We start from the raw sequence: 26,007 nt of genomic DNA, 5'->3' as shown, positions 1-26,007 counted from the left end.
TCAAAAGCTGCTGGTTGTAAATTACTTGGTGCTACTTTGATAGCATGGTAGCTTAACTTGTCAATTATCAGAGCAGCATTGGTCGCTAAAAGCACCTAATAGTAAGGGGTAGAGTGGTTTGCCTAAAATTATAGTAAGCTGCTTTGATAGCAAAATAGCAACACTCTTCTGGTTCCCAAACACAGCGAATGGGGGGTGCTTGGGGCTGTCCTAATTTCGCTTGTGCGATCGCCTCAACCGACTCTTATTAACCGACTCTTATTATGGTTGATTGAGGAAAAGCCGGGCAAAATGATGGTTACGGTTAAGTTTAAGCGATCGGCGGTTTGCCATATTTTTTAAACAGGTCATTGACGGCCTCTATGAGCAAATCGTGAGACGGTTTCCCCAAGTCAGTCGCCAGGTGCTTGAGTTGCTTCCACGCCCCTTCATCTAACCGTAATGTCTGCCCCCTGCGTTTGGGTTCAGCTTCTGTGGCGGAGGACGGTGCTTGTACTGTGGTTGTTCCCTTGGAGAGTGTCAAATCTGACAAACTTGGTTTCTTCTTAGGCATTACTTACTCCCTGCTTTCAACTGTTGAGCAATCCAATTCCAACTTTGGTTAATCTCTATCGCGGCTTTTCCCCTTGGCTCAATTTCCGAAGCTACCCTACCGTCAATCAAGGCGCGTGAGTAGGCAATGCGAGTGGCAATCGCCACAGGACAAATGGGTAAGCCATAAGCAGCGAGGGCGGTTTTAGCTTCATCGGTAACGCCTGACCTGGGCGGTGTTTGGTTGAGGACGAATACTGCGGGCTTGCCTATTCCTCGTACCAGTTCTACCGTACCTGCGATCGCCTCCAAGTCCAGTACAGAAGGCCGTACCGGAATCACTACTAAATCGGAAACTCGCGCTGCGTACACGGCATTTGTGTCAATGTCAGGGGGAGTGTCAATCAGCACCAAGTGAATGCCACCCTCGCGGCAAGCTTGAATGTGGTCAGAGATGTTGGACGGTTGGGGCTGTATCAGTAGCGGGATTTCAGCTTCTCGCTTGTTAAACCAAGATGCTGAGGACTTCTGGGAATCCATGTCTGCCAATACGACACTCAAACCGCACTTTACGGCAACGACAGCCCAGTGGACGGCAAGGGTTGTCTTTCCCGACCCTCCTTTTCTCGATAAAAGGCTAACTACGAACATTAGTAATCTTTGCTAGTTTGATATCATTATAGCTTGAAAGCTGTGGCGTGACAAACTATTATGCGTTGATTTAACTTGTTATAACTAGGGTTGGGGAGATATTCTTTCAAAAATAGTAAGCTATTGTGATAGCAAAGTAGCAATAACTGCCACTAGGTCTGAGGGCTTTGTGAGAGTGATTGAAGCAGGCTCTTGAATAATTGAGGTGCGATCGCATTCTGCCAGATAAGCGATCGCCCCTAAAAAACTCCTCTCAGAATCGCCTGTAACCAACCTCTTTCTCCTTTCAGGGGTGATTCTCCATATCGCTCCTTATCTCAAGCCAGTTGGCATCAAGCGTGAGAGAGCTAAACATACGGATAATTAAATAGCTTGAGCAGGGCAAGCTCCAGGTATTTCAGACCTAGACTCCATGCCTCTGCTCTGGTTTCTTTTGAAGCTCCGCATCCTTTATGACGGCTTTTCGGGTTAGGATCACCAAAAGTTGCCAAGACCTTTAATGTGGTTTCAAAAATCCCCTTTTTGCAGTTTTGACCTCTGCTTTTTGCAGTTCGCTACACTTAGGCATCCACTTATACCCCTCATTGACACCAAATTTATTTTGGTACAGACCAAGAGCGAACTTCACCCATAGTCACAGGAATTCTGTCGCTCACATCAACCGTAAATCGATAAACTTTCTTAGCCCTATGGTCATTTTCTTGATCGAAAAATTTTAATATCACATCCCAACAATCGCTATTAATCCGACAAAACGGGCTTTTTTCTACTTCAATCGTATCGAGTTGCATCCCTCTTGAAATCGCTTCTGCGAAGCTCGAAGCAGCTTGGAAAGCGTTAGTAACAGAAAAGTTCAACGCCCTGTCTTTAGACGTTTGCCCTAAATTTTGGAACTCAAAATAAACTTTATTTACGAAGCTAGTAAGAGCTTTTCGCATCGCAATTTCATCGACTTGCGGTGCTTGAGGAGCTACACTTTGTAAAGCTGCTTCGACTAAGTTGTTAATTTTCCAACCGTACATTCCCCTTGTATTGATTAAGGTAATAACAGGAACTTCTTGCCCCGAAAATAACCGCACGGTTTTATCCGTTGTTTTAGCGGGAATGCTGACTCGTTCGATAAAATCATCGTTATCTTCCGGTTCAATTTGCCCCGCTAACATCATGATTAATATTTCGTAGACATCCGCAGCAAAACCCTGTCTTGGTTCTAAGACATAAATGGGTTTAAGTTCTTGATTGAGCGTCCAAATTAAGGCTTTGGCTTCACTGGGATTTTCTGAGAGATAATCGACCATTTGACGGGCATCGTAGGGATTGGGGGGAATTACTGTCCCGTCAATTTCGATTGCTGGCATTAGTTGTTTGAAGGTGTCGCGTCTGGCTTCGCTGCCAAAGTCGTAGCCGATGGTTCCCAAGGCGTAGACAAATTTAGAGGTGGCACTGGGGGTGATGCCTTCGGCGGTTTGACTGGGGGTGAGGGTGGCAACCGTTGTATTGGATGGTTGCCCTGTGCCAGAGTCTGCCGGAGAATCAATTCCGTAGTTCATAGCAGAAGCCTGTTCAAGGGTAGTGTTAACTGAAGCTTCAACAGAGGGATTTTCTGGGCGATTACTGGCATTAATACTGGAAGTCAGCGGACTTTCAATGGGGTTTTCAGTCCTCTTTAAAGGACTTTCGCTATTAGCCTGGATAACGATTTCTGGGTGCGATTGAACTGGGGTTAACTCTTTTCCAGTTAGTAACTGATAAGCGCCGGGAATATTTAATTTCCCTCTTAAACAGCGTTCCGGTTCTTCTATTTCTTCCGGGTCACAAGGAATGGCACTATTTAAAATAGCTTGACGCACTGCTTCGGCATTGGGTTTTTCCCCTCGTTGCAATTGCAAACTCAGAAACAATGCCGATAAACCTGTGATGATGGGAGCCGCACAACTCGTACCTTGACTAAGTTTGGTTTCTTCAGTTGTAGGTTGTGCGCCGAGAATGTTTTCTCCGGGGGCTAAAATTCCGTCATACTGGTAATTACCGCCCCAGTTGCTATAGTTGGCAGGTTTTCCATTGTCTTTCATCATGCCGACACCCAGAACACCGGGTAAAATGGCGGGAATGCACCAACACTCACCTTTATCGTTACCTGTAGGGGCAACAATCAGAATATTGTTATCCTGGCAGTTTTTCACTGCTCTAGCTAACAAGTCATGGGCAATACCTGTTTGGGTAGCACAGCAAGCCGCACAATGGATGACATTGGCTCCCAGTTTCATTGCTAATTCAAAAGCGCGGGTAAGATTAATTGGAGAGATAAACTCACCATTGTCGCCAGTAGTGTTGAGGGGAATATTGATAGCGCGACAGCGAGGGGCAATTCCGGGAGCAGGTGAGCCGTGTTGACCGATAATGGTACTGATGATGTGAGTAGCGTGAAAGTCTCCACTTAGGCGATTGAGAATTACTTCGGGGATGGCAGCTTGTAGTTTTTTGGCTTTGGCTTCGCCTTTTTCGCCACTCTTTTCAATCTCTAGAAAAGCCTCGTAATATTCTAGAGCAATGGGTTCTGGGGTTTCGTGCCAGTAAGGGAAAACTTTGCTGATGTTTGCCCCTTGGAAGCAAGAGCGCTCTAGGTCAGCGTTACCATCAAGAATAACAATGGTAATTTCAGGGTCGCCTTTTGTATGCGCCCAAAGGTCATAAAGTCCAGGCAACTTATCTGCGTTGTTCATTGGGGCGGCTGATGGGGTTATAAAGTTGGTTGGATTGGGGACTGGGGACTGGGTAATGGGTACTACGAGATTGGAGGAAGTGAAGGAAGTGCTTCCCTTACTCTCTGTACTCCCCTGCTCCCTCTCTCCCCTGCTCTCCTGCTCCCCTGCTCCCTCTCTCCCCTGCGTTTCTACTTTGCGGGAAATTGAACCGAGCATAAATTCCCCGACGGCTGATTCTTCGTAGTAATCCAGTCCGGTAGTTTGTGCAAACTTATCGCTATTTCCTCCCCCCAACGCGCAAGGGGCGAGGTTCATGCTGGTGGCAACTAGATACAGGTTTTCATACAACACCCCAACGTGCTTTAACACTAAGGCATAAGCTAAGGATTTATATTTACAGAAAAGTCTGCCAAACCGAGCGGTAATAATCAGTAAAACTTGGGGGGTGTCTTGTTCGCCGCTAGATAAACGAGCATCGGCAATTAAGGCAGCTACTTCTGGATTGTAATCGGCAATTTGCTCTAATTGATGGTTGAGGGGGTCATAATGATACAATCCGGCATCTAATCCTTCACACTGTTGGACAACGGGATAAATTTCCAGTTCGTATCTCGCACCACCACAGGGATAAGGACGGCGACTGACTTCGCCTACTTCTTCCATTTGATAAATTTCTGTTACTCTGGCGCAGCGATAGAGTAGTTCGCCTAATTGTTCGATGGTGATGGGATAATCGTCATATTCCCGAATGGATTGTCTGGTTTCTATGGCTTGGGTTAAGGAAGCATCGGTTTGGGCTAATAATTCTAAGTTGGGACGGAAAAGAGGAATGATTTTCTCGCTCATGGGCGGTTTTACTGTTGGGAATAGTTCCCGTTGTTCCCAATGTTCGATTGATGCTGTTTGATAATCATGTCTGCCGGAACGACTGCGACTGTGAAATAGCAGGTTGTGAAATTCCCATAGTTCTAATTTTAAGGGTTCTGGTTCTACTGATAAGAATTTAGTGGCTAATAATAGATGAATAAATTTTTGAATAATTTCGATTTTAATATGGGGAAAAGCTACACTAACGGCTGTTAGGGTTTGGGGTTGGGATAATAGGCTGATGATGGCACTGGCTTGGCTGTCTAATAGGGTAATTCTAAATTTAGAAAGGGGTGATTCTAGTACCATTTTGCCGCTCAGTTGATGCAAGTAGGCAAAACGGGAAAGGTTAAAGGTTGTCTGTTGCCAATCTATTTCCGGGTAATCGAGTGTTGCCGCTTCTACCATTGGGATGGCTGTGGCTAGGGGGAAGACTGAATATTCAGGAAAACTTGATGGTGCGATTTGTGGCAGGGAAGGATTAAATTGTTCTTTCACCACTTTTCCATTTGGCTCGATTTCAAGTTGTTTCAGTTTTTTCTTGTCCATTTTAGTTTTCTCCTTTTTGAGAAGTTTTTCGGACTTTGGCTTTGAAAATAGAAGTATAAACCGAAAAAGCCATTAAAATGGCATCGGCATCGGATTCATTTCCTCTTCCGAACGTGGTGCAGATAACCAACTGAGTTTTACAGGGACATCGTACAATCTTCCCGCACCAAAACGCGACCAAAAATGGCGCAATCCTGGCACAATAACCTTAACTACATTTAACCGAATATCCGGGCGAGTTTGGTCGAGTACCAAAGTTTCCAATCCGGCATTTTTGGCAATTTTCACGCAAGTCATTACATCTTCATAGATGTCATCGCCCCAAAGTTGGGGGTAATCGCTGTAAATTTTAGGAGTAACATTGGGGTCAAAAGCCAGATAAGGTTGATTTTCTAAAGTGGCATTTAATAGCCAATCTCGCCATTCCCCTTCTAACTTTTCTGCTTCTACTTTATCCAACTCCAAACCGATTTGATTTACTTCTGTAACGGCGCGTAAAATAGCAATTTTCGGGTCTAAATGTGCGCCATATCCAGCAATAATTCGTTCTGTACCGCCATCAATGCGCCTAGACACGCCAGCAAAAGCAGGAATACCTAAATCGGCAGTTAAATCGAGTACCCAAAGTTCTCGGCCATTATTTTGATAATAAGTTTGCAGTTCTAAAAAATAAGGCTCATCAAAACTGGCTAAATCAACTGCCGGACGTTGCAGGCGATTGTACCACCATATTCCGACGCTATCCCGTTCGACTAATTCCATAAACCCTTGCAAAATCGCTTCTTCCAAGGTGTTCCCGGCGGCGTTGCCGTTGGAATCTGCACCACAAAAACGGCGGTCTTTGGGCAAGGGATAATCGTAATAGCAATAAGCTGTGGGTAAATATTTGTGGGTTTGTTCCGTTAGCGACCAAACAGGTGTCCAATCAATCGATTGGCTTTCATCAAAAGTTTGGGGAATCCAATCGTGGGCGACGGTGTTTTTCTCGTTCAATCCTTCCCGATTTTCATATTGGCGGCGGCTGAAATGCAAACATCGGTATGGGTGAATTGCTTTTTCCCCTAACTCTGCCAAAGTTGCTTTTTTTCGGGGTTCATCGCCTTGGAAAATGCCGGAATAGCGTTCGACTGCTTCACAGAAACCACTGGCTTTTGATTGACGGTCAGTTTTCCCTTTACCGGAACTTTTATGGCGTAAAGCGTGGCGCAGTCCTTTCAGGGAGGTGGCGCTGCCGAAACTGTGAACGGCGCTGTAGGTATGGACGAGGGGATTGTTGGGGTCGGAAACGCGGACTAAGGCGGTAACGACTCCAGTAATCGGACTAATTAAATGTTGGTGGTTCTGTACGGTTTGGTCGGGGGTGACGGAACGATGACCGCCATCGCTGGTAAAGTGTTTGGCCAGGGGTTGCAGAGTAACGGGTTGAAAACCTCTTTCAGTTAACAGTTGCGGATTGCCACAGGCGGGACATTGGGGACGGTGAGGCAGGGTGTGGATTTGCAGTTCTAGGGAGATTTGGTTGAAGGTGAGAATTTTCCCTTTCAGATTGGTAGCAGTTTCCTGTTGCACAACCCATTTGGCGATTTCAGTGGTGGTGAGTTGTAGGGCGGTTTGCACAGTGGAGGGGAGTGTGGCGCGGGCGGTGGGAAGGCAACCGGAGAGCCCCCCCTGCTTAGTAAGGGGGAGAGAAGTAGGGGTTTGCCCTTTCTGATTTAGGGAGAGTTTAGCTTTCTGGCGCAAAATGGAGGTTTCTACTTCCCGATTTCCCCGCAAGCGATGGGCGAGGCATTCGCAGCAACCTGTTTCTTGAGGGATGAAAATTGGCCCTAGCCAGAGAATGTTGCCGACAGGTTTGACCAGAAGCCAAGGTTGATTGGTTTGCAGGGCTATTTGATTGATTTTGGCTAGGTCGGGTTGCAGGTAATCGTCGGTGAGGACTGCTAACAGGGTATAGGGCGATGTAGGCTGCTGGGTTTCCCAAGGTTGAGTGTGAATGCCAACTGCGGCTAGGGCATCGGCTAGGGGTTCTGGGGAGATTTCACCAACTGCGGTGAGGGCAATTTTTGCTTGCTGTAGGGATTGGGCGGCGGTGGGGGGGTCGATGCCCAAGGCACTCCAGAAGGCGGCGATTTCTGGCGATAAGTCGGGGGCGGCTTCGGTGAGGTAGCCTTTGGCTTGCAGTCGTTGCAGTACGTAGTCTATGTGTTCGAGTGGAACTTGTCCGTCAAGTTTTTGGATGATGTCTTGTAAGCTGTTTTCACCGTTGAGGAGGGGGAGGATTTGGCAGTAGAGGCTTCCTGTGAGGGCGTGGGTGGAGTTTTCTTCGAGTAGGTAAACTTGTTTGGGTTCGATGATTTCGACGCGAAAATGGGGTTTAATTTGAGGGTTTTTTGTCGAGTTCATGGAGTTTTATCTAGCTCGAAGTTTTTAAGGATTTAAAAGGAAATGTCAAGGAAATATCGCCGATTTTGTAACCGCTACCAACCGAAAAGTAAGCCAGCCAGAAAGTACCATTGGGGAAATAAGCTTCTAGCTGGCTTAAACCTCAAAGGAGGCAACAACAAAAAAGGAACTAGCAACGCTACTTCTTCTCCCCCTATTGTCCTTTCCACATCAGGCGGCGGGTGCCAGGTATCCGAAAGCCCCGAAGTCAGGGCAGTTGCCTCGCGGTTCATCGGGGCAAATCAGGCTCCTAGAAAGGACAAAAGACATTTTTGAGGAAATTAACAGATAAGCTAGAGTGGAAACCTATTCTGCGTCTTCTCCGTCATAAGAACAGAAACTACTTATGAAACAGCTCATTGACCTATAATTACTCGGTAGTAGGGATGCACTATCCTGTTCGCCATGCCGTTGCAGAGCTTCTTCCGACAGTTCAGCCAACTCAGCAGGCATTTGCCCTGTAGTAGTACGGTTTACAGGTTGTGCCACGGTGGGCATCAAGTTTTTCTTATCCAATTTAGTTTTCTCCTTTGTTTGGTGGTTTCCTTCTTCAGTTGTGGAAGAAGCTGGTTGTGTGTCGCTTGTAGAGAGGTCTATCGCTATAGCTTTTTTGAAGGAGGGAGGCGATTGGAATTTATGGGCGATTCGGTACAAATAGCGAATTAACTGAGGGCGAGTTTTGATTTGAACCGTGACTCTTGAGATTCCAATAAAACTGCTAAACCCACCCTCAGTGCCAAGGTATCCGAAACCCCGAAGTAAAAGTAGTTACCTCGCGATTCATCGGGGCGAATCACGCTCCTAGAAAGGAGAAAAGACATTTTTGAGGAAATTAACAGATGCAGCTAGAGTGAGAACCTATTCTCCGTCTTCTCCGTCATAAGAGCACGCCGCCAACCCCCAATCATTCGGACTACACGTCCCACGATCCCCCCACGACGGTAGTACAGATGAACTATCATCCCATCCCTGAACACGGGACAGAGCTTCTTCAGAGAGTTCTGCCAGTTCGCTAGGCAGTTGTCCAGTGGTGAGCCGGTTAACGGGTTGTGCCTGCTGGGGCATCAAGTTTTTGTTGTCCATTATAGGATTCTCCTAATTTTTGGTTGATTGGTGTCCCGTTGTCGAGGCTTGCTCAGTCGGTGGGTCTGACCGCTTCGTGAATGTGAAAGAATATTGTGGCGGCGGGCGAGCGCAAAGGATCACTCTTTACTGGGATTCATTTCACCAAGACAGGTTCAACCACTCACCCCAAAAGGTCAGAGTCCTGTGAATGACTTTTCCCCTGACAAGGATTGTAAGTCAGTTTATCAAGGCAAACAGAGCGCCTGCATGAGCAGGGAAAAGATTTTTGACCTTTTTTGAAGGGGTAAGTGGGAAAATATGCTGGATTACTCCGCGTCCTCATAGGAACAGGCACATCTATTCTGACTACTCCCCCATTGGGGTAGTACTGATGCACTGTACTCACTTCTCAAGGTAGACCTACCCAGGGCTTCTTCCGACAATTCTGCAAGTACATCCGGCAGTTGTCCAGTGGTGATGCGCTCAATGGGTTGAGTTTGTTGCGGCATTAAATTTTTTTTGTCCATTTTTACTTTTCTCCTGTTTGTTTTTTGTGGTTTCCTTCTTCAGTTGTGGAAGAAGCTCGTTAGTGGGTGTTACGTGTAGAGTGGTTGACGCACTAAAACTTTTTTGGAGGAGGGGCGATTTGGATGAAATAGGTGATCGCTGAACAGATTCAGTTGAGGGGCGATCGCACGCTGCATGACTGCGCTTACCGCCGCCCTAGAAGCTATTGCAAACTCTTAGGAATGAACTTTAACGGCAATGTAACTAAAAACAATAATTTTGTCAATAAATTTCTTAATAAACAGGTCGAAATTTTTTAGTAAAAGTAGAAAAGTCAGGAATTGTCAAAGATTTTCTTTAAGTTTTATGAAAAAGCAGGAGAGCATCGCCTTTCATAGTACTATCTATAACTTGATTGCCCAAGCAGTTTAGCATTTTTTTAATAAATGCCCAAACTCAAACAAATCCCAGGAATACAATAACTATGGGGAAGAACTAAAGGCGACTCCACAGTTGCAGGGGAAGCTAGCGCCGATGGTTCCACCTCCGCACACGGTACTCACGTTGCCAGTATTATTTTGGGGTCGACGTTTGCTAAGATTTGATGATTAATAATTTTATTTAAAGTAGTAAAGTAATTTTATTTAAAGTAGTAAAGTCGGATATTTTCGATTCTAGTCTTTTGCAACTCCCCTTGAGTTACACCTAGCCACATCAAAGAGGAAACAGGTTGATTTTGATAAAAAGCATGGACTCTCTGTGCCGTATCATTTATTGAAAAATAACTTAACAAATCTTTTTTATCTTTCAGGCAATAATATAGCACTGGCTCGGCATTATCTTTTGACAAACCAGTAAAGAACATACTTGATACTTTGAGAGGTTCTAGGACGAATGGAGGAAAGGTTTGTTTGAGAAAAGATTGAATATCGGGCTGTTGAAATTGTTTTTCGGTGAGTTCACAATAAAGCTCAATCTCACTGCGACCATTTAAGTAGAAATCGAATCCAATCAGATGCACTGTTTGCAAGGCAATCCAGCGTTGAGCAATAGAACTGTTGCCATCAAGAATTAAAGCCGCCTCTATTATTTTTTTCAACTTTTCTGGATGGTCATCTAGCCGAATATGGATTTTCAAGCTAGAGTCGGGAATATTTTGTCGCAGATCCACTCCCGTTGAAATTCTGGTTACTTTGCTGAAGTCAAAAGATTTTCCGAGAAATTTCTCAAGTAAGTCATAGTTGAGTTGCACATCCACTCGACTTTCCACTTGACGAAAAAAGGTAAGAAATTCTGTTAGTTTTCTCTCAATCTCTTGCGAAGAGAAAGCGTACAATCTTGCTGCCTGTAATTTATCCGCTTCAATTTTACAGGAGGCTTCGATTGTATCAATACCATCAATTTTAGTAATAAAGTCTTGAAAAATATCTAGAGGATATAAAGGTTCAACATCAAATGCTTGTCGATGGGCATTGATAAAATGTAGTTTTTGCTCCTGAGTTAATGATTTCGGAAAGGTAAAGATAGGTCGGGTTGAGTCACTTGCTGATAAGGTTATCATTGGTTGTTAAGTTTTAATGGCTGCTATTCTATTTGAGTTTTCTCCTTTTTTCTGGTGGTTTCCTTCTTCAGTTGTGGAAGAAGCTGGTTGTGTGTCGCTTGTAGAGAGGTCGATCGCTATAGCTTTTTTGGGGGAGGGAGGCGATTGGAATTTGTGGGCGATCGCTGAACAGATTCAGTTGAGGGGCGATCGTAATGGGCGATCGCTGAACAGATTCAGTTGAGGGGCGATCGCAAAGGATTGTGGAAGTAAGAAGCGATCGCACTGTTTACTGGGGTTCATTTCATCAAGGGTTCAACCACTCACCCTAAAAGGTCTGAGTCCCGTGAATGACTTTCCCCCTGAGAAGGATTGTACGTCAGTTTATCGAGGCAAACAGAGCGCCTGCATGAGCAGGGAAAAGAGTTTTGACCTTTTTTGAAGGTGAGTGGGAAAATATGCTGGATTACTCCGCGTCCTCCCCTTCATAGGAACACAACCAACCGGGGCCACCACCGGAACAAAACGTACCTGGATCGGGGCCAGTATACTGGGGTACTACTGCTGCCAAGGTTGAGGTAGACCCACCCAGGGCTTCTTCCGAGAGTTCTGCCAGTACGTCCGGCAGTTGTCCAGTAGTAATGCGCTCAATAGGTTGAGCTTGTTGGGGCATCAAGTTTTTCTTTTCCATTTTAGTTTTCTCCTTTTTTCAAGTGGTTTCCTTCTTCAGTTGTGGAAGAAGCTGGTTGTGTGTCGCTTATAGAAAGGTCGATCGCTATAGCTTTTTTGGGGGAGGAAGGCGATTGGGATTTATGGGCGATCGCTGAACAGATTCAGTTGAAGGGGCGATCGCACGCTGCGGGACTGTACCTACCGCAGCCCTGGAAGCTATTGCAAACTCTTGGGAATGAACTTTAAAGGCAATGTAACTACAAACAATACTTTTGTCAAGAATTTTCCTAATAAACAGGCCGCAATTTTTTAGGAAAATAACGAATTGTAAAGGATTTTATTTAAGTTTTATGAAAAAGCAGGAGAGCGATCGCCTTTCATGGTAATATTTTTAACTTGAATTGCCCAAGCATTTTTTAAATGAATGCCCAAGCTCAAACAAATCCCAGGAATACAACAACTATGGGAAAGAACTAAGGGCGACTCCACCATTTGCATCGCCGTCCTTGATGGGGTAGTTGACCAAAATCACCCTTGTTTTACAGGGGCAAACCTAACGCGACTGCCTACCCTAGTTGCAGGGGAACCTAGCGCCAATGGTTCCATGTCCGCACACGGTACTCACGTTGCCAGTATTATTTTGGGTCAACCCGGTTCTCCCGTGCAGGGCATTGCGCCAAAATGTCGCGGTTTAATCGTTCCCGTCTTTGCAGATGAACGACTCAAGCTATCCCAACTCGACTTATCCCGCGCCATTGAACAAGCCATCAATGCTGGGGCGCACATCATTAATATAAGTGGCGGACAACTCACCGACTTTGGGGAAGCCGAAAGTTGGCTGGAAAAAGCCGTGCGTCTGTGCAATGAACGTAACGTTTTAATAGTTGCTGCTGCCGGAAACGATGGTTGCGAATGCTTGCACGTTCCCGCCGCTATGCCAACTGTGCTAGCAGTAGGCGCAATGGACGAACAGGGAAAACCCATCGACTTTAGTAACTGGGGAGAAACTTACCAAAACCAAGGCATCCTCGCTTCAGGAGAAAACATTTTAGGAGCCAAACCCGGAGGCGGTACAATCCAACTCAGTGGCACCAGCTTTGCTACTCCCATCGTCAGCGGAGTTGCCGCCTTACTTCTGAGTCTGCAATTGCAACGGGGAGAAAAACCCAATCCCCAAAAAGTCAGGACAGCCTTACTAGAGACTGCCATACCCTGTTCGCCAACCGAAACTGATGATACCCATCGCTGTTTAGTTGGCAAATTAAATATTCCTGGTGCTTTGCAATATCTGATAGGAGAAACCGTGTCAGAAGAATTAGAAACAGTTCTCGCATCTGGTTGTGGCTGTGGTGGCACCCAAGCCAGCGACGCTCTACCAAATAGCGAACCTCAAGCAGTAGTGGAAACTGAATCCACTGAAGTTATTCCTGCCACTTCCAGGCCCGCTACTTTTAATCCACCTTCCTTCCCTCTTTCATCTACCCCAAGACAGGTTGTTATGTCAAATCACGCCTCCAACTACATCACCGCCAGCCAAGCCCCAAGCGAACTAGCCGATGCTAACTTGGTTTACGCTTTGGGAACCCTCGGTTATGACTTCGGTACAGAAGCAAGGCGCGACTCCTTTAAGCAACTGATGCCAGGAGCTACAATAGACAATACAGCGCTCCCCGCCAACCCCTATGATGCGCGGCAGATGGTGGATTATTTAGCAGACACTCTTTCGGAAGCTAAAGCTTTAATTTGGACGCTCAACCTAGAATTGACCCCAATTTATGCTATCGAACCAGTAGGCGGTTTTGCTAGAGATGCCTATGCAGTATTGCAACAACTGCTCGCAGGACAAATCTACCCAGAGGATAACGCCGAATACGTCGAACGAGTCAGCATCCCTGGCGTTTTATCCGGGCGCAGCATCAAGCTATTTTCCGGGCAAGTCGTTCCGGTAATTGAACTTTACAACATTCGTGGACTCTACGGCTGGAAAGTTAACAACTTAGTCAATGCGGCTATAAATACTGTAAGAGCTACAGCCACAGACGCACAAGAGGAGGCCATCCGTCGCACTCTCAGCAGCTTCCTCAACCGTATTTATTATGACTTACGCAACTTAGGCACCACGTCCCAAGATAGGGCGCTGAATTTTGCCGCTACCAATGCTTTCCAAGCGGCGACAACGTTTGCCCAAGCAGTAGCAGAAGGAATGGAATTAGATAGTATTACAGTAGATAAAAGTCCCTTCTGTCGCCCTGATAGCGATTGTTGGGATGTGAAACTAAAATTTTTCGATCCAGAAAATAGTCGCCGTGCTAAGAGGGTATACCGCTTTACTATCGATGTAAGCGATATTATTCCCGTTACCTTGGGCGATGTACGTTCTTGGTCTACATCTTATTAATGCTTCTTTTTGAGTAGGTTGGGTTATGCTGGGCTTCACCCAAAATTAAGTTTAAATAAGTATTGAGTTTTACTTGTTTGCACCCAACCTACGGATCTGCATTCCGATTAGCTTAGAGAGGAAAAAATGACATTACCCAAGCTTTCTCCCCCTGTAAAAAGACCCGATCTTATCTATCCTCATCAAGCAGTAGATGTCATTCACGGCTCAGTAGAAGATTTAGTCCGCATTCGCATGGATTTATTGTACGGAGCAAACTTTAACGACCCAGCAGCATTTGCCTACAGAAGTTATCAAAAAGTTAAGTCTTCCGGTGGATGTAGGTGTCTGTAATGTTCTGCATGAGTAGTAATAGTTAACAGAAAGGGGAGAATTACGCACGATGGCTAAAAATTCCGAGAAAAACCAGCCAAAAGAAGCAGCTACAGAGGGGCAGGAATCTCAAGTAAAAAATGCCTCAGAAGCAGCCAATAAACTTGAAGATGCCAAACAACATTTGTTAGCCACCGGACTTAAAAATAATGGCTTTTGGTGGGAGGAAATGCTCAAAAATCAAAAAGCTTCAGAAAAAGACCCGAAGCCATTCCGCCGGGGTCGGATTTGGTCTTAGCGAATAAGTGAGATTTTTCAGAAAGTTAAAAAAGACTTATTTAGGGAACAAAAAATCATGGCTGCAATCACTCGCCCTGAAAAAGAGGCTACCCTCGTCGATTTAGTAATTGTCATCGACACCAGCCCCTCAATGAAAGACAAAATTGACATTCTTAACCACGCCACAGAAGCAGGTATAAAAAAGGCTTCTGTTAGCTGTCCCTGCGATTTACGAATTGAGTGGTTTGGCATTGAAGGAACTTGGGAAAATACCAACTTTCAGCAAATTTTACGGGAATATCTAGTTACTACTTGCGGAGTAGCCGAATCAGAATTACGAGGTCGCAAGCGGGGTGAGGTTCCTGGAAACGGCGCACAAGAGGACGGGGCTAGAGCTATTGAAGATATTTCCACTCACTTTAATTGGCGAGATGGTGCATCCCGTGCGATTTTTTATTTAGGTGACGAAGCTTTAGAAGGTGGCGACATTACCGAACAAGAGGATATTGAAGCAGCTAACCGCGCAATTGAAAAAGCCAGAAATGCTGGAGTTGTCGTCCATACTTATTTCGGAACATCTAAAAGCCAAGGACAAGATAAAACGGCGGCTGAGTACGTCCGCCTAGCACAAGAGACAGGCGGACACGGTTTTAGAAATCAAAATGCTACTGGTGGTTTTGCTGAGATTCTGAAAACGGTTATTTGCTCGACTAGAAATAGAGATACTACCCCTCAACTCGTTCCCGTTATCCCTGTTTACTTCGTGCAAGCGCAGCATTTAGTTGGTTTTTCAGCAACTAGCACCCAGTCAAGCACGAGTTCTACTACTCAAAACAAATCGGTTGACTTGGTGATAGTCATTGATACCAGCGTTTCCATGAAAGACGAAGCTGAAGGCCTGAGCAATGCCGCAGAAGCTGCTATAAAAAAGGCTAGTTCAAGCTGTCCGAGCGATTTGCGAGTTGAGTGGTTTGGGCTGGAAGGAACTTGGAAAAATACCAATTTCCAGCAAACTTTGCGGGCATATCTAATTAATAATTGCGGAGTTGCTGAAACAGAAATACGAGGTCGTAAGCGCGGCGAACTTCCTGGGGGCGGAGCGCAAGAGGATGGAGCTAGAGCAATTGAGGATATCTCGACACACTTTAATTGGCGAGATGGTGCATCCCGTGCGATTTTTTATTTAAGTGACGAAGCTCTTGAAGGTGGTGACGATACCGAACAAGAGGATATCGAAGCAGCTAATCGGGCTATTGAAAAAGCTAAAAGTGCCGGGGCGATCGTCCATACTTATTTTGGAACCTCTAAGAGCAAGGGACGAGATAAAACGGCGGCTGAGTTCGCCCGCGTAGCACAAGAGACGGGTGGACAGGCTTTTACTGACAAAGATGCTTTGGGAGGATTCACGGAAATCCTCACCCAAATTATTTGTGTTTCCAGCGATTCGAGGGTGGAGGAAACGGGACAGTTGATTCCTGTGGTGCCATTATATTTCGCGGCGGTCGTTGGCGGGGCGCTTGTATCTCAATCAACGCAAATGACAACGGTTCAACCCACAAATTCAACTGCTTCAGTAGCTAATACTGGGGGATTATTTTCTTTGAATCCAGCTAATTTAGTTGCTGCCCCCCAAAGTAGTATCTCAACAACAGCAGTAAATATGCCAATCTACATGATGGCAGTCCAACCGACGAATAGCGAAAGCGATCGCGCTACTTAACTGGAATACAGACAAAATTTCGGGGTTCAGATTTCGGGTTGGCTTTGTTAACCCGGCAAGTTCTTATAGCCCACATTCCGCACCCACAACTGTCACACATCAATAAAAAGGGGATTAAATAATAAATCTGCTACAATTGCTTAAAATAGGATTGCAGAGTTTGCTGTTAAATTGTTAAATAAATCTTAAGTGTACCGGGACAGGAAAAAACCTCAAAATTAACTTTTTGGGACTGAGTTTTCATGCCTTTTCATACGTTTTTCGCTGTTTTTTCTGAGAATGTGCGAGTAAACTTGTGCTCGCCTCAGCTTAATTATTAGCAGAAATTGGGGGCTCTTTCGCAACAAAAACCGCATGAAAACTCAAACTTATGCCAGAGAAGAAGCTTGCACAAAAAGCAAAGATCGCTAGTAGCAATAGCAATGTTCAGAGATATATTTATACTGGTAGAGAAATTAACAGCCGAATGGATGAAGTGGATGGTGCGATCGCCTTTGAGTTCAGAACCAAGAACAGCTCACCATTCCCAAAGAAACCCTACAATAACGGAATATTCTGCACTTGGAGAATTTTACCAGTGGCAACCATCCCCGAAGAAGCTGAATTTACGTGGGAGTCCCAAAAGGTTGAGGTAGCTTTAATGAAAGAGAGGTAAGTCTTCTTATCGATCATTGGCGAGAAAAATGGGTAAAATAGATCGAAAGCCCCGGTTTCTTTGGACATAAAACTTTTTTATGCTTCTTGAGTCCTCCCAAATCTCAACAACGCCGTTGGCCCAAGTGGAGTCGGATGCAAAGTTGATCTCGCTGTGGCTGCACGGGCGATCGCCAGAAACTCAGCGAGCTTATCGGCGAGACGTGGCCGATTTTACGGCTTTAATTGCAGGAAAGCCGCTAGCACTGGTGACGGTGAATGACATCCAGCTCTACCAAGATGCGATGCAGAAGCGGATTTTGGCAACTGCGACGATTGCTCGCCGATTGGGTGCGGTGAAGTCGCTGTTGGCTTATGGTCAGAAGTTGGGGGTTTTGCCTGTAAATGTGGGAGCTGCGGTGAAGCCGCCAACTGGCAAGAATGCGCTGGCAGAGCGAATTTTGACGGAAAGCCAAGTTTTGACGATGCTGGCGCTGGAGCCGAATCCTAGAAATCGAGTGCTGCTGAGGTTTATGTATGCAACTGGATGCCGGGTTTCGGAGCTGTGTGCGCTGAAATGGCGGGATTTGCGGGAGGCGGCGTTGGGAGCGGGTCAGGTGACGCTATTTGGCAAGGGGTCGAAAACGCGGGTGGTGATTTTTAGTGCTGAGACTTGGAAGTTAGTGCGATCGCTACGAGGGACAAGCTTACCAGATGACCCGGTGTTTTGCTCTCGCAAGCACAGCGGACATCTCAAGCCAGCACAGGTGCATCGGATTGTAGCAGCAGCGGGCAAGCGGGCAGGGATTGAGGGAAACGTCAGCCCCCACTGGCTGAGGCATTCGCACGCTTCGCACGCTTTAGAACGCAATACGCCAATTCATTTGGTGCAGGCTACTTTGGGGCATTCGAGTGTGGCAACGACGGGACGGTATCTGCACGCGCGACCGACTGACAGTTCAGCATTACACTTGGCAGTGTGAGCAGATTGAGCCTCTGATAGACATTGAGCTTAGATTTACCACTCGTCCGAAGATTCCTTGAAAGTCCTGACAGTTTCTTCTAAGCCTAAATCTTTTGCCAGTAAATCAATTCCATCAATAATTCGGTTTGGTTCTAAAATTCTCAAACTGCTAAAACACCGCTCTCGATAGTCAGGTTTTTCCTGAAAATTAAGAATAGCTTTCTTAAGAGATTCAACCACATCATAAGCAGCTTCCGCTTTATCAATAGCTTCTTGAGGTAGAGGAGATTTAAGCCTTTGCACAGCCAGATCGATCAGATCCCTCGATTCAACCGACGAATCAATCCATCGGTCAGCATTAGCTAACAGCTTTTCAGCAAAACAATCAACTTCATTCAAACAGGGAACAGGACACCAACTCGGATAATTGGGTTCTCCCAATTGTATACGCCCTTCCACAATCATCTCGAATTTAATCAGCGTATCTTCAACCAAAATCGGAAATCTAACCCCATACTGGTTAGTTTGTATTTCTCCAGAGAGTCGCATCTGATTTTGACTGGTAAACAAGGCATTATAACCCCTAATTCTTACTTCTTGGCGAAGCAGACGGTAGCCTTCACCACTCGAACAGAGGAAGTCAATATCTTTACTTAATCGATATTCGCCTTGATTTAAACTTATAAAAGTTCCCCCACCAAAATAAGCTCTGCACTCTCGTAAAAAGTCAGCATCAAGTTGATTGAGAATCGTGAAAATTTTCTGGTGGAAGTCTTGCTGAAACATAAAAGAGGAAGCCAACCAAGAATTATATAATTGAGCTAGTTGTTGTACAAACTGAGCTTCAGTTGGGCTACAGGGGGCCAAAACGCCTCGGTAATGCCACCCCCGCTCATAGCGCCTCAGCATCTCTAGTGGGGTGAAGTTTTTAATGCCTTCTCTCTGCCAACACAAACTCTCCAGAAATGGCAAATTGTCTGGTATTTCAAGTTTAGTCAACATGGCGATAAATTCCCCTCACGTCAGCCTAAGTTGATTTCAATGGCAACTCAAATATAAGTCTAATAGCATATTATTATACTATATCCGTAACATCAGAAGGATATGCTTTTCGTGTCATTGTCTGTACGCTATCGCGTTACACCTCCTCCATCCTCGAATCAAGCGATCTCCTAATCTCAAAAACTACAATGAAACTCTCTGTGCCTCCAGACTACCAAGCTTTAGATGAGCGATCGCTACCCACGTTCCTGTCTCGCATACCGTCCGTTGCAGCGCAACTTGGAGGTGAGTTTTCCGACTGGCGCGTTTACGAAATCGGCGATGGCTACCTCAACCTGGTCTTTCGCGTAGAAGGACTGCACCGTAGTGTCTGTGTCAAGCAAGCAGTTCCATACGTCCGAGCATTTGGGGAAGACTGGCCCATGACACTAGAAAGAACTACTTTTCAGTATCAATGCCAGATCGAGCATAGTCGTTACTGTGAAAGTAACGTGCCTAGAATCTATCATTATGATTCCCATCTTTTCCTAATCGTGATGGAATACTTGACTCCACACATCACAATGCGGCACGGTCTGCTCGGAACCGTCTATTATCCACACTTTGCTGAGCATATTTCCGAGTATCTAGCCAGATCCCTTTTTTTCACCTCTAGCTTCTTTCTCACCTCAGAAGAGAAAAAGCAGAAAATGGCTTTTTTTTGCGGTAATACCAAACTTTGCAAAATTATCGAGGATGCCGTTTTCACAGATCCATTTTGGCTAGCCAAAAACAACAAATGGACATCTCCGCAACTTAATGGTATTGCCGCCGAATTCCGCCACGATGCACCTTTGAAGCTGGCAGTATCGCGTTTAAAGTTAAAGCACATGACCAATGCAGAAGCATTAATTCATGGTGATTTACATACTGGTTCGATCATGCTAACACCGGAGAGTACGATGGTGATTGACCATGAGTATGCCTTCTATGGTCCAATGGCATTTGATGTTGGTAATATCATTGGAAATCTGCTACTAAATTACTTTGCTCAAGACGGTTATGCCACAACTGAGCAACCCCGTGAGGAATACCAAGCTTGGATATTGAAAACAGTAGAAGATGTGTGGACCTACTTCTACGACAAATTCATTAGTTTGTGGGAGCAGTATCCAATCAACGAAGCCTATACAGAGCAACTGTTTGCCGATCCAACTGGACAAGAGGCTTTAGCACAAGAAAGGAAACTTTATTTAGGCCAAATATTCACCGATGCTCTTGGTTTCGCAGGCGTGGAAATGATCCGTCGCATCATCGGGTTTGGACATACGATCGATCTGGACGGAATTGAAAACCCCGATCGACGGGCTAAGAGCGAGATTTCCTGCCTTCGTCTAGGACGGGAACTAGCGGTTAATGCCGAATCCTATCAAAACATTAATGACGTGACGGCAACAGCGCGGAAGATTAAGACAGTCAGTACGAGAACAGCAATTCAATCATTGTAAAGTTAGTATGAGTCAGATGCCAGTTGAGCAACTTACTTACGCAATCAAGTTTTACCACCCTGAAAAAATTCTGGCAAAGATGCCAGGTATTAACAATGAGGCGACGCTAGCTGCCATTTTGGGTGTTGATATTGAACTTTATCGCCAGATCCTCCGGGAATTTTTCACTGTAAGTGCCCATGAAGCAGCTCCCAACCTGCTACTTTCGGATGGAATCCACCCATCGCTTGCTGGTCAGCAAGCCATTGTTACCGCCCTCGTTAAAAAGCTAGCGACGATCTAGTTCTGCACTGGGTTGCAAAGATGGTCTATGCTCCACAAGTGCTTAGGGAAGCAAGACCCTAGTTGGTATTACCTCAAATGTGCAACGCCACCGACCCTTGGGCAAAATGGACTTGACAATCGCTTTTCGCTCAATCGTCAGAGGGTAGCGCTTGCTTGTAGTATTGTGTGAGGACTGTAATAGTTTTCATACCAACTATCTGTTCTATAGTTGGAGCCAAACCAAATGTTTCCTCCAATTCGTTTAGGAGCCGAATCAAGTCTAATGAGTTGACTGCCAGTGCGAGTAAATCGGCATCATGAGCAATCCTTTTAACTCCTAAAACGCGAGCGACTAACTGGCTAATCTGTGGTATATTTGCTGTACTGACTTGTATATTCCTTGTACTGACTACCTGATCGTTCAAAGAAAGTTCAGAGCAGGATTCGGCTTCGTCACTAGGGTTGGGAACCCACTGGGCTACAACCTTCAGGGTGTTGCTAAGAAATGCGCTGCGACAGGCGCGACGCTGAATTTTACCACTAGAAGTTTTGAGAATACTTCCGCTGGCGATCAGCACAACTGCATAAACTGGTAGTTCGTGTCCTTCGGCGATCGCTCGACGGATAGACGAAATCACCTCATCCGCGTCTAGATTTTGCGATCGCCCGCGCTCGATTTCTTGCACGACGACCAACCGCTCTTGTCCTTCCACCTCCACTGAAAAAGCTGCACCTGAGTTAGGTCGTACTGCTGGGTGACATCGTTCGATCGTGAACTCAATGTCTTGGGGGTAATGATTGCTACCTAAGATGATAATTAAATCTTTAAGCCGCCCCGTGACAAACAACTCGCCGTCTTGAAGGAATCCCAGGTCGCCAGTTCTCAGAAATGGGCCTTCTCCGGTGTCTTGCAGTCTAGCTTGAAAGGTTTTGTCGGTATCTTCGGGGCGGTGCCAGTAGCCCAGAGCCACACCTGGGTCTGATACCCAAATCTCGCCAACTTCGTTGGTAGCACACCGAGTCAGCGTTTCAGGATTGGCAATCACAACTTTGGTGTCGCTGACCAGACGACCGCACCCAGGTATCACCCGTACCATACCGTTACCTGAAAGCGCCTCCACCACCCGATTTTTTTCCAGCGCTGCTGCATCTGCAACGTAAAATACAGGAGGTTTTCCGATCGGACTGCTGGAAACTAACAGTGTCGCTTCGGCTAGTCCGTAAGCGGGTGCAAAGGCTTCGGGACGGAAACCGTAGGGTTTAAAGGTTTCGATAAACTCTTCTATCACCCCTGGATTGATCGGTTCAGCCGCATTACCTGCGGCTTGCCAACTCCTCAAATCCAGTTGGCTGCGTTGTTCTAGTGTAATCCGCCGCAAACACTGGTCGTAGGCAAAGTTTGGCCCCTGAGTATGCGTAGCTCGATAGCGAGAAATCGCCAGCAACCAATGAAATGGACTTTTGATAAAGGCAAGGGGAGTCATCAGGTAACAAGGAGTACCCGTATACAGTGGTAGGATGATACCTTGAACCAATCCATAATCGTGGAAGTAAGGCATCCAGGTCACGGTAACACTGTCTGATGTATACCCGCAGTCTTTTTGTAAGTAATTTGCATGGTGCATCAGGTTGCCTTGAGAGATCGTTACTCCCTTGGAAGTGGAAGTAGAACCGGAAGTGTATTGGAGGTAAGCTAGGGTGTTGCTGTCAACTTCAGGTGGTTGCCATTGTTCTGCCCAGTCATCTGCAATCTCTTCAGTGCAAAGCCAGTGAGCGCCAAGAACCTCTTGAAGTTGTGAGTAATTTTCTGCCAGTTGAGTCGTGATGCGGGAAGTAGTTAGCACCAGGGTGGCGCTAGCATCTTCAGCGATCGCTTGAAGTCTGGGCAAGGTGCGTTTTAACCGGGCAGGATCGGGAGGCGGTACTGGAATCGCGATCGCACCCGCATACAAACAACCGCAAAAGGCAGCAATGAATTCCAATCCCTGTGGGTAAAGCAGTAAAGCCCGCTCGCCTTTAGCGTTGAGGGATTGCAACTGGGCAGCGATCGCTCTAGCCCGTCGATCCAATTGTTCATAATTTAAACTACCTGCTTCCTTACGACCATCTTGCAAAAATGTATAAGCCATTCGATCGCGCTGATGCAAGGCTCTGTAGCGCAGTAAGTCTAATAAAGTCTTAAAATTCAGCGAATTTTCTGCATTTCGACTCGGTACGGCTGCTATTGTACTGGGCGTTTCTTGTCTATATGATTGAGAAAGTAAGCCCTTAGATTGGTTGAATTGAGCGTTTTTACCAATCAGGTTTCCTACTTCTAAAAGACACTGCTGTAGAACCGAGATCAATTTTTCTGGTTGTAAATGTTTGCTCGTTACACTCAAAACAATTTTGTTGGGCTCAATGATATAGGAGATGCCATAGTCTCGATTTCCTCTAATACAGCTTAGTGCGATCCCCGAAGTATGACCAATATTACTTGCCTCAATGGATGAATCAAAGATGAATTCCAAAAAAGCTTTATCCTGAAAAATATCAGGAACACTACCATTTTGATGGTGAGCCAGGTTATAGAGCGCGTGCAGATGCTGGATCGCTCCCTGACCGTTCTTATTGTGGAGTACTTGCCACAAGTGAGCGCTAACAGCCGCTTTCAAAGCTGAATATCGCACCTCCTCTGAAGAATTCTCCGTAAAAGCTTCAATCAGTGCTATAGATTGCTGCGTAACAATAAACGCTTCCTCATATCGCCCATACCGAAACCCCCTAGTATGTACACCTTGCCAGACCCCAGCAAATTTCCGATGTAGACGAGTGTAAGCAATCTGGAGCGCCAGCAGAAATACCGCATCAGGAATCAAACCCTGCTGCTGGATAAAATCTGAGCCGAATTCCTCGAAAGTTGCCACCTCCATCTGGATCTGCCGTCCCAGACATTCAGCTTCTTTTAATGCCTGCTCTATTTCTCCCAATAGTCTTCCATCTAACTTCCACTTTAATCGTTGAGGAGGTTCGAGCGTGACTGTTGATTCAGCGTCAGACGGAGGTTTTCGGTTAATCTCAGCGACTAAGCGTGTTGCCGCATAGCCATCGACATTGCTATGCTCAATCGGTACAGCGAACTGCCCTTGAGAGTTGAAAACGAGCTTGATCGGTTTATCCAACCAGCGATTTCGCCCACCATCGCCAGGGAACGCTGTTTTAGTCAGTGTTGCTAAATCGGCAGGAGTGATTTCGTCCAGACAGACGACAAACAGAGCGCTATCCAATTGTTCTAGAGACTGAGCATTCTCTATCCCTAAGTTTGTCAGGTAGGAGCGAACGATCGCCCACCGAGTTCTGGGGAGTCCCGTCAGTACTCCCACCGCAGGTTCGCTATATGGGGTATGTTCGAGAATCCAATCGATAGCTTGGGCGATCGCTTCCACAGTCGGCAACTTATCCTCCGGCAACAACCTTAAGGCATAAAATGTATCTCGTCGGATAATCACAATATGCTCAGAATTTTTAGCCCTTTGAAAACCGTCACACCTAATACCCGGAATTCGCGCCGTGCCAAATAAATTGTCGTACTGTACCATACAAAGGGGAGGTTTGTTGGCTTGAAATATATCCCGATCTGGCTCGAGTTCCCGATATTTAATTTTTAGGTGAAATTGGAGAGTATTAAAAATTATACTCGCGACAATCTTGCTGAATGGATATTGTGAGGTTGTCAAAACAGGTGATGCCACAACTGTCGATCTTCGATTAAGTTCTGACACCCTTTTGGCTAAGTAGCTTTCCTCTATCAGTTGATGTAAATAATTAGTATTGGTAGATTGGTCAATCATCTCCAGTTGCTTCTGGAGTTCTACTCCCACACCTTGCTGAAATTCCCTAACAACTGCCTTTGTTTGCGCTAATTCTGTTTCGCTCATTAGCGGTGTTACCAATTCCAGATAACGCTTGCAGGTATCTTCTAGTTTTGGCAAGGGCAGTTTGGGAAGAGAGTTTTGAAATTGATACATATCACTTGAATAGTAATTTTATTAGAAAATATTTGGTGAATCAGGCAGTTGAATGCCAACAGCAGGCTCATTGTTCAAGGTTTCAGGGACTTGCATTCCCAGCACCAAAACTCTAATTGCCCAACACGCTGACATCGCCAGCAATAAGATGTGATTGTTGTGGAAATGCCATGCTCCAATTGCTAAAGGGGCAAACCCAAACAAAGCGCCGCTCAGGGAAGCGTTACGTAACGGTTCCCCTAGAGCTAAACCTGCAAAATATCCATTGAGGATCAGAAAAACTGAATTAAATGCCAGCAGTGCTAGCAGCCAAGGAACATAAACTTGCAGCAGATCGGTCACTTCGCTGTGATTAGTTAATAAGCCAAAAACCGTCTGAGGAAATAGGTTGCATACACCAGCAGCAATCAGTCCTGTCAGGAGACCACTTCCTACTGTCACCTGTAGCAGGGGCAATAACCGATCGATCGCTTCTTGCCCTTTGAAGTTGCCACCCAGCGTTTCCGTAGCAAACCCGATTCCCTCAAAAAAGTAAGCAGAAATCATCATTATTTGTAGAAGTAAGGCATTTTCAGCCAGGACTTCTATTCCCATTGCAGAACTCAGAGCGGTGAAAATCGTCATAACTAACATCGTCGTTCCTGACTTGACGAAGATATTGCCATTGAGGGTAAATGTTGCTTTGAATGCGCTGACATTCCAAAACTTTTTGGCTGCGTTTCGGACTTCGTTCCACTCAATACGGAAACTCACCAAAACGATCGCTAACACTAAAACAAGATACTGACTAACCGCCTGAGATAACCCTGCTCCCGTACTTGCCCAGTTCCATCGGATGATAAATAGGTAGTCGAACGTAATATTTGCTACGTTGCCTAGAAGCGACATCAGTAACACAGAGCCACTCATCTCCCGTCCCAGGAACCAACCAATTATTACGATGTTGATCGCCACCGCAGGTGCTCCCCAAATTCTGGCATTGAAATAATCGATCCCTGATGCTTTCACTTCTGGGGTTGCAGTCATTATGGCAAACCAAAGCTGTTGCAGGGGATATTGCAATAGCAGCAGTAGTCCACCGATGCTCAATGCAATTAACCCATTTCGCATTCCCACCAAAAACATCTCTTCTCGATCATCTCGTCCTACTGCTTGGGCCGTCACGCCAGTGGTTCCCATGCGTAAAAAACTCACCATAAAATAGGTAAAGTTAAACAGGGTAGTCGAAAGACTAACCCCTGCTAGATGATCGATTTGAGTCAAATGCCCCAAAAACCCCAGGCTGATTGCCCCAGCTAGAGGCTCCATGATATTGGAAAAGACATTAATTGAAGCCAGTCTCAGGAAGCGAGGAACAAAGTCGTATTGGTTTGGGAGCATGATGTTCATTAATACATTAATGCCAGTTTTCT

At 45.8% G+C, this 26,007-nt stretch carries 23 protein-coding genes; 10 read left to right on the top strand and 13 right to left on the bottom strand.

Annotated features, from left to right (window positions below; all coding sequences use genetic code 11):
- Positions 1–310 precede the first annotated feature (310 nt).
- The 9 genes from PN499_RS18485 to PN499_RS18445 form a co-directional block, all read right to left on the bottom strand.
- Entirely contained in the window at positions 311–553 is a 243-nt protein-coding gene (locus tag PN499_RS18485) for a ribbon-helix-helix domain-containing protein (RefSeq protein WP_272033567.1), read from the bottom strand.
- Entirely contained in the window at positions 553–1,182 is a 630-nt protein-coding gene (locus PN499_RS18480) for a ParA family protein (protein WP_272033566.1), read from the bottom strand. The genes PN499_RS18485 and PN499_RS18480 overlap by 1 nt, the downstream gene beginning before the upstream one ends.
- Before the next feature lie 120 nt (positions 1,183–1,302).
- Positions 1,303–1,455: a hypothetical protein gene (locus tag PN499_RS18475; RefSeq protein WP_272033565.1), complete on the bottom strand. Its 153-nt coding sequence runs from the start codon at positions 1,453–1,455 to the stop codon at positions 1,303–1,305.
- A 323-nt stretch (positions 1,456–1,778) separates the two neighbouring features.
- Complete coding sequence (locus PN499_RS18470; protein WP_272033564.1) at positions 1,779–5,303, bottom strand: PatA/PatG family cyanobactin maturation protease; 3,525 nt, start codon at positions 5,301–5,303, stop codon at positions 1,779–1,781.
- A 72-nt stretch (positions 5,304–5,375) separates the two neighbouring features.
- Positions 5,376–7,706, bottom strand: coding sequence for a TOMM precursor leader peptide-binding protein (locus PN499_RS18465; protein ID WP_272033563.1), 2,331 nt, complete (start codon positions 7,704–7,706; stop codon positions 5,376–5,378).
- A 345-nt stretch (positions 7,707–8,051) separates the two neighbouring features.
- Entirely contained in the window at positions 8,052–8,261 is a 210-nt protein-coding gene (locus PN499_RS18460) for a DUF5837 family cyanobactin class RiPP (RefSeq protein ID WP_272033562.1), read from the bottom strand.
- 342 nt (positions 8,262–8,603) lie between these two features.
- Entirely contained in the window at positions 8,604–8,828 is a 225-nt protein-coding gene (locus PN499_RS18455) for a DUF5837 family cyanobactin class RiPP (RefSeq protein ID WP_272033561.1), read from the bottom strand.
- Positions 8,829–9,136: 308 nt separating this feature from the next.
- Positions 9,137–9,337 carry a DUF5837 family cyanobactin class RiPP gene (locus tag PN499_RS18450; RefSeq protein ID WP_272033560.1) on the bottom strand — a complete coding sequence of 67 codons (201 nt, stop codon included), beginning with the start codon at positions 9,335–9,337 and terminating at the stop codon, positions 9,137–9,139.
- 620 nt (positions 9,338–9,957) lie between these two features.
- Positions 9,958–10,878: a DUF5838 family protein gene (locus PN499_RS18445; protein ID WP_272033559.1), complete on the bottom strand. Its 921-nt coding sequence runs from the start codon at positions 10,876–10,878 to the stop codon at positions 9,958–9,960.
- A 16-nt stretch (positions 10,879–10,894) separates the two neighbouring features.
- Here PN499_RS18445 and PN499_RS18440 point away from each other — a divergent pair, with 16 nt between their 5' ends.
- Positions 10,895–11,101 (top strand): hypothetical protein, encoded by a 207-nt coding sequence (locus PN499_RS18440; RefSeq protein WP_272033558.1) that lies wholly within the window; start codon positions 10,895–10,897, stop codon positions 11,099–11,101.
- A gap of 222 nt (positions 11,102–11,323) precedes the next feature.
- On the opposite strand, the gene PN499_RS18435 is transcribed toward PN499_RS18440, so the two are convergent.
- Positions 11,324–11,548, bottom strand: a complete 225-nt coding sequence (locus PN499_RS18435) for a DUF5837 family cyanobactin class RiPP (protein WP_272033557.1) — start codon at positions 11,546–11,548, stop codon at positions 11,324–11,326.
- Positions 11,549–11,607: 59 nt separating this feature from the next.
- Here PN499_RS18435 and PN499_RS18430 point away from each other — a divergent pair, with 59 nt between their 5' ends.
- The 7 genes from PN499_RS18430 to PN499_RS18400 all read left to right on the top strand — a co-directional run bounded on the left by PN499_RS18430 (position 11,608) and on the right by PN499_RS18400 (position 17,854).
- Complete coding sequence (locus PN499_RS18430; protein ID WP_272033556.1) at positions 11,608–11,775, top strand: hypothetical protein; 168 nt, start codon at positions 11,608–11,610, stop codon at positions 11,773–11,775.
- Positions 11,776–11,953: 178 nt separating this feature from the next.
- Positions 11,954–13,927 (top strand): S8 family peptidase, encoded by a 1,974-nt coding sequence (locus PN499_RS18425; protein WP_272033555.1) that lies wholly within the window; start codon positions 11,954–11,956, stop codon positions 13,925–13,927.
- A gap of 126 nt (positions 13,928–14,053) precedes the next feature.
- Positions 14,054–14,260 carry a cyanobactin biosynthesis system PatB/AcyB/McaB family protein gene (locus PN499_RS18420; protein WP_272033554.1) on the top strand — a complete coding sequence of 69 codons (207 nt, stop codon included), beginning with the start codon at positions 14,054–14,056 and terminating at the stop codon, positions 14,258–14,260.
- Positions 14,261–14,309: 49 nt separating this feature from the next.
- Positions 14,310–14,537, top strand: coding sequence for a cyanobactin biosynthesis PatC/TenC/TruC family protein (locus PN499_RS18415; RefSeq protein WP_272033553.1), 228 nt, complete (start codon positions 14,310–14,312; stop codon positions 14,535–14,537).
- A 57-nt stretch (positions 14,538–14,594) separates the two neighbouring features.
- Positions 14,595–16,238, top strand: a complete 1,644-nt coding sequence (locus PN499_RS18410; protein WP_272033552.1) for a vWA domain-containing protein — start codon at positions 14,595–14,597, stop codon at positions 16,236–16,238.
- Between the two features lie 370 nt (positions 16,239–16,608).
- Complete coding sequence (locus PN499_RS18405; RefSeq protein WP_272033551.1) at positions 16,609–16,893, top strand: hypothetical protein; 285 nt, start codon at positions 16,609–16,611, stop codon at positions 16,891–16,893.
- A gap of 79 nt (positions 16,894–16,972) precedes the next feature.
- Complete coding sequence (locus tag PN499_RS18400) at positions 16,973–17,854, top strand: tyrosine-type recombinase/integrase (protein ID WP_272033550.1); 882 nt, start codon at positions 16,973–16,975, stop codon at positions 17,852–17,854.
- Between the two features lie 35 nt (positions 17,855–17,889).
- On the opposite strand, the gene PN499_RS18395 is transcribed toward PN499_RS18400, so the two are convergent.
- The gene (locus tag PN499_RS18395; RefSeq protein WP_272033549.1) at positions 17,890–18,837 is read right to left on the bottom strand and encodes a nucleotidyl transferase AbiEii/AbiGii toxin family protein; all 948 of its coding nucleotides are present in this window, start codon (positions 18,835–18,837) and stop codon (positions 17,890–17,892) included.
- Between the two features lie 188 nt (positions 18,838–19,025).
- Between PN499_RS18395 and mtnK the strand changes: the two genes are divergently transcribed.
- The gene (gene mtnK, locus PN499_RS18390; RefSeq protein ID WP_272033548.1) at positions 19,026–20,324 is read left to right on the top strand and encodes an S-methyl-5-thioribose kinase; all 1,299 of its coding nucleotides are present in this window, start codon (positions 19,026–19,028) and stop codon (positions 20,322–20,324) included.
- Between the two features lie 7 nt (positions 20,325–20,331).
- On the top strand, positions 20,332–20,607 hold the full coding sequence (locus tag PN499_RS18385; protein WP_272033547.1) for an SGNH/GDSL hydrolase family protein: 276 nt from the start codon (positions 20,332–20,334) through the stop codon (positions 20,605–20,607).
- A 130-nt stretch (positions 20,608–20,737) separates the two neighbouring features.
- Here the strand turns inward: PN499_RS18385 and PN499_RS18380 are convergent, their stop codons facing one another.
- Complete coding sequence (locus PN499_RS18380) at positions 20,738–24,595, bottom strand: choline/carnitine O-acyltransferase (protein WP_272033546.1); 3,858 nt, start codon at positions 24,593–24,595, stop codon at positions 20,738–20,740.
- A 21-nt stretch (positions 24,596–24,616) separates the two neighbouring features.
- Positions 24,617–25,975 (bottom strand): guanitoxin biosynthesis MATE family efflux transporter GntT, encoded by a 1,359-nt coding sequence (gene gntT, locus PN499_RS18375; RefSeq protein WP_272033545.1) that lies wholly within the window; start codon positions 25,973–25,975, stop codon positions 24,617–24,619.
- Positions 25,976–26,007: the final 32 nt, after the last annotated feature.

Source organism: Kamptonema animale CS-326 (assembly GCF_028330895.1).
Taxonomy (GTDB): Bacteria; Cyanobacteriota; Cyanobacteriia; order Cyanobacteriales; family Microcoleaceae; genus Kamptonema; species Kamptonema formosum.
Note: the sequence above shows the minus strand (reverse complement) of the source record. Positions and strands in the feature narration are given on the sequence as shown.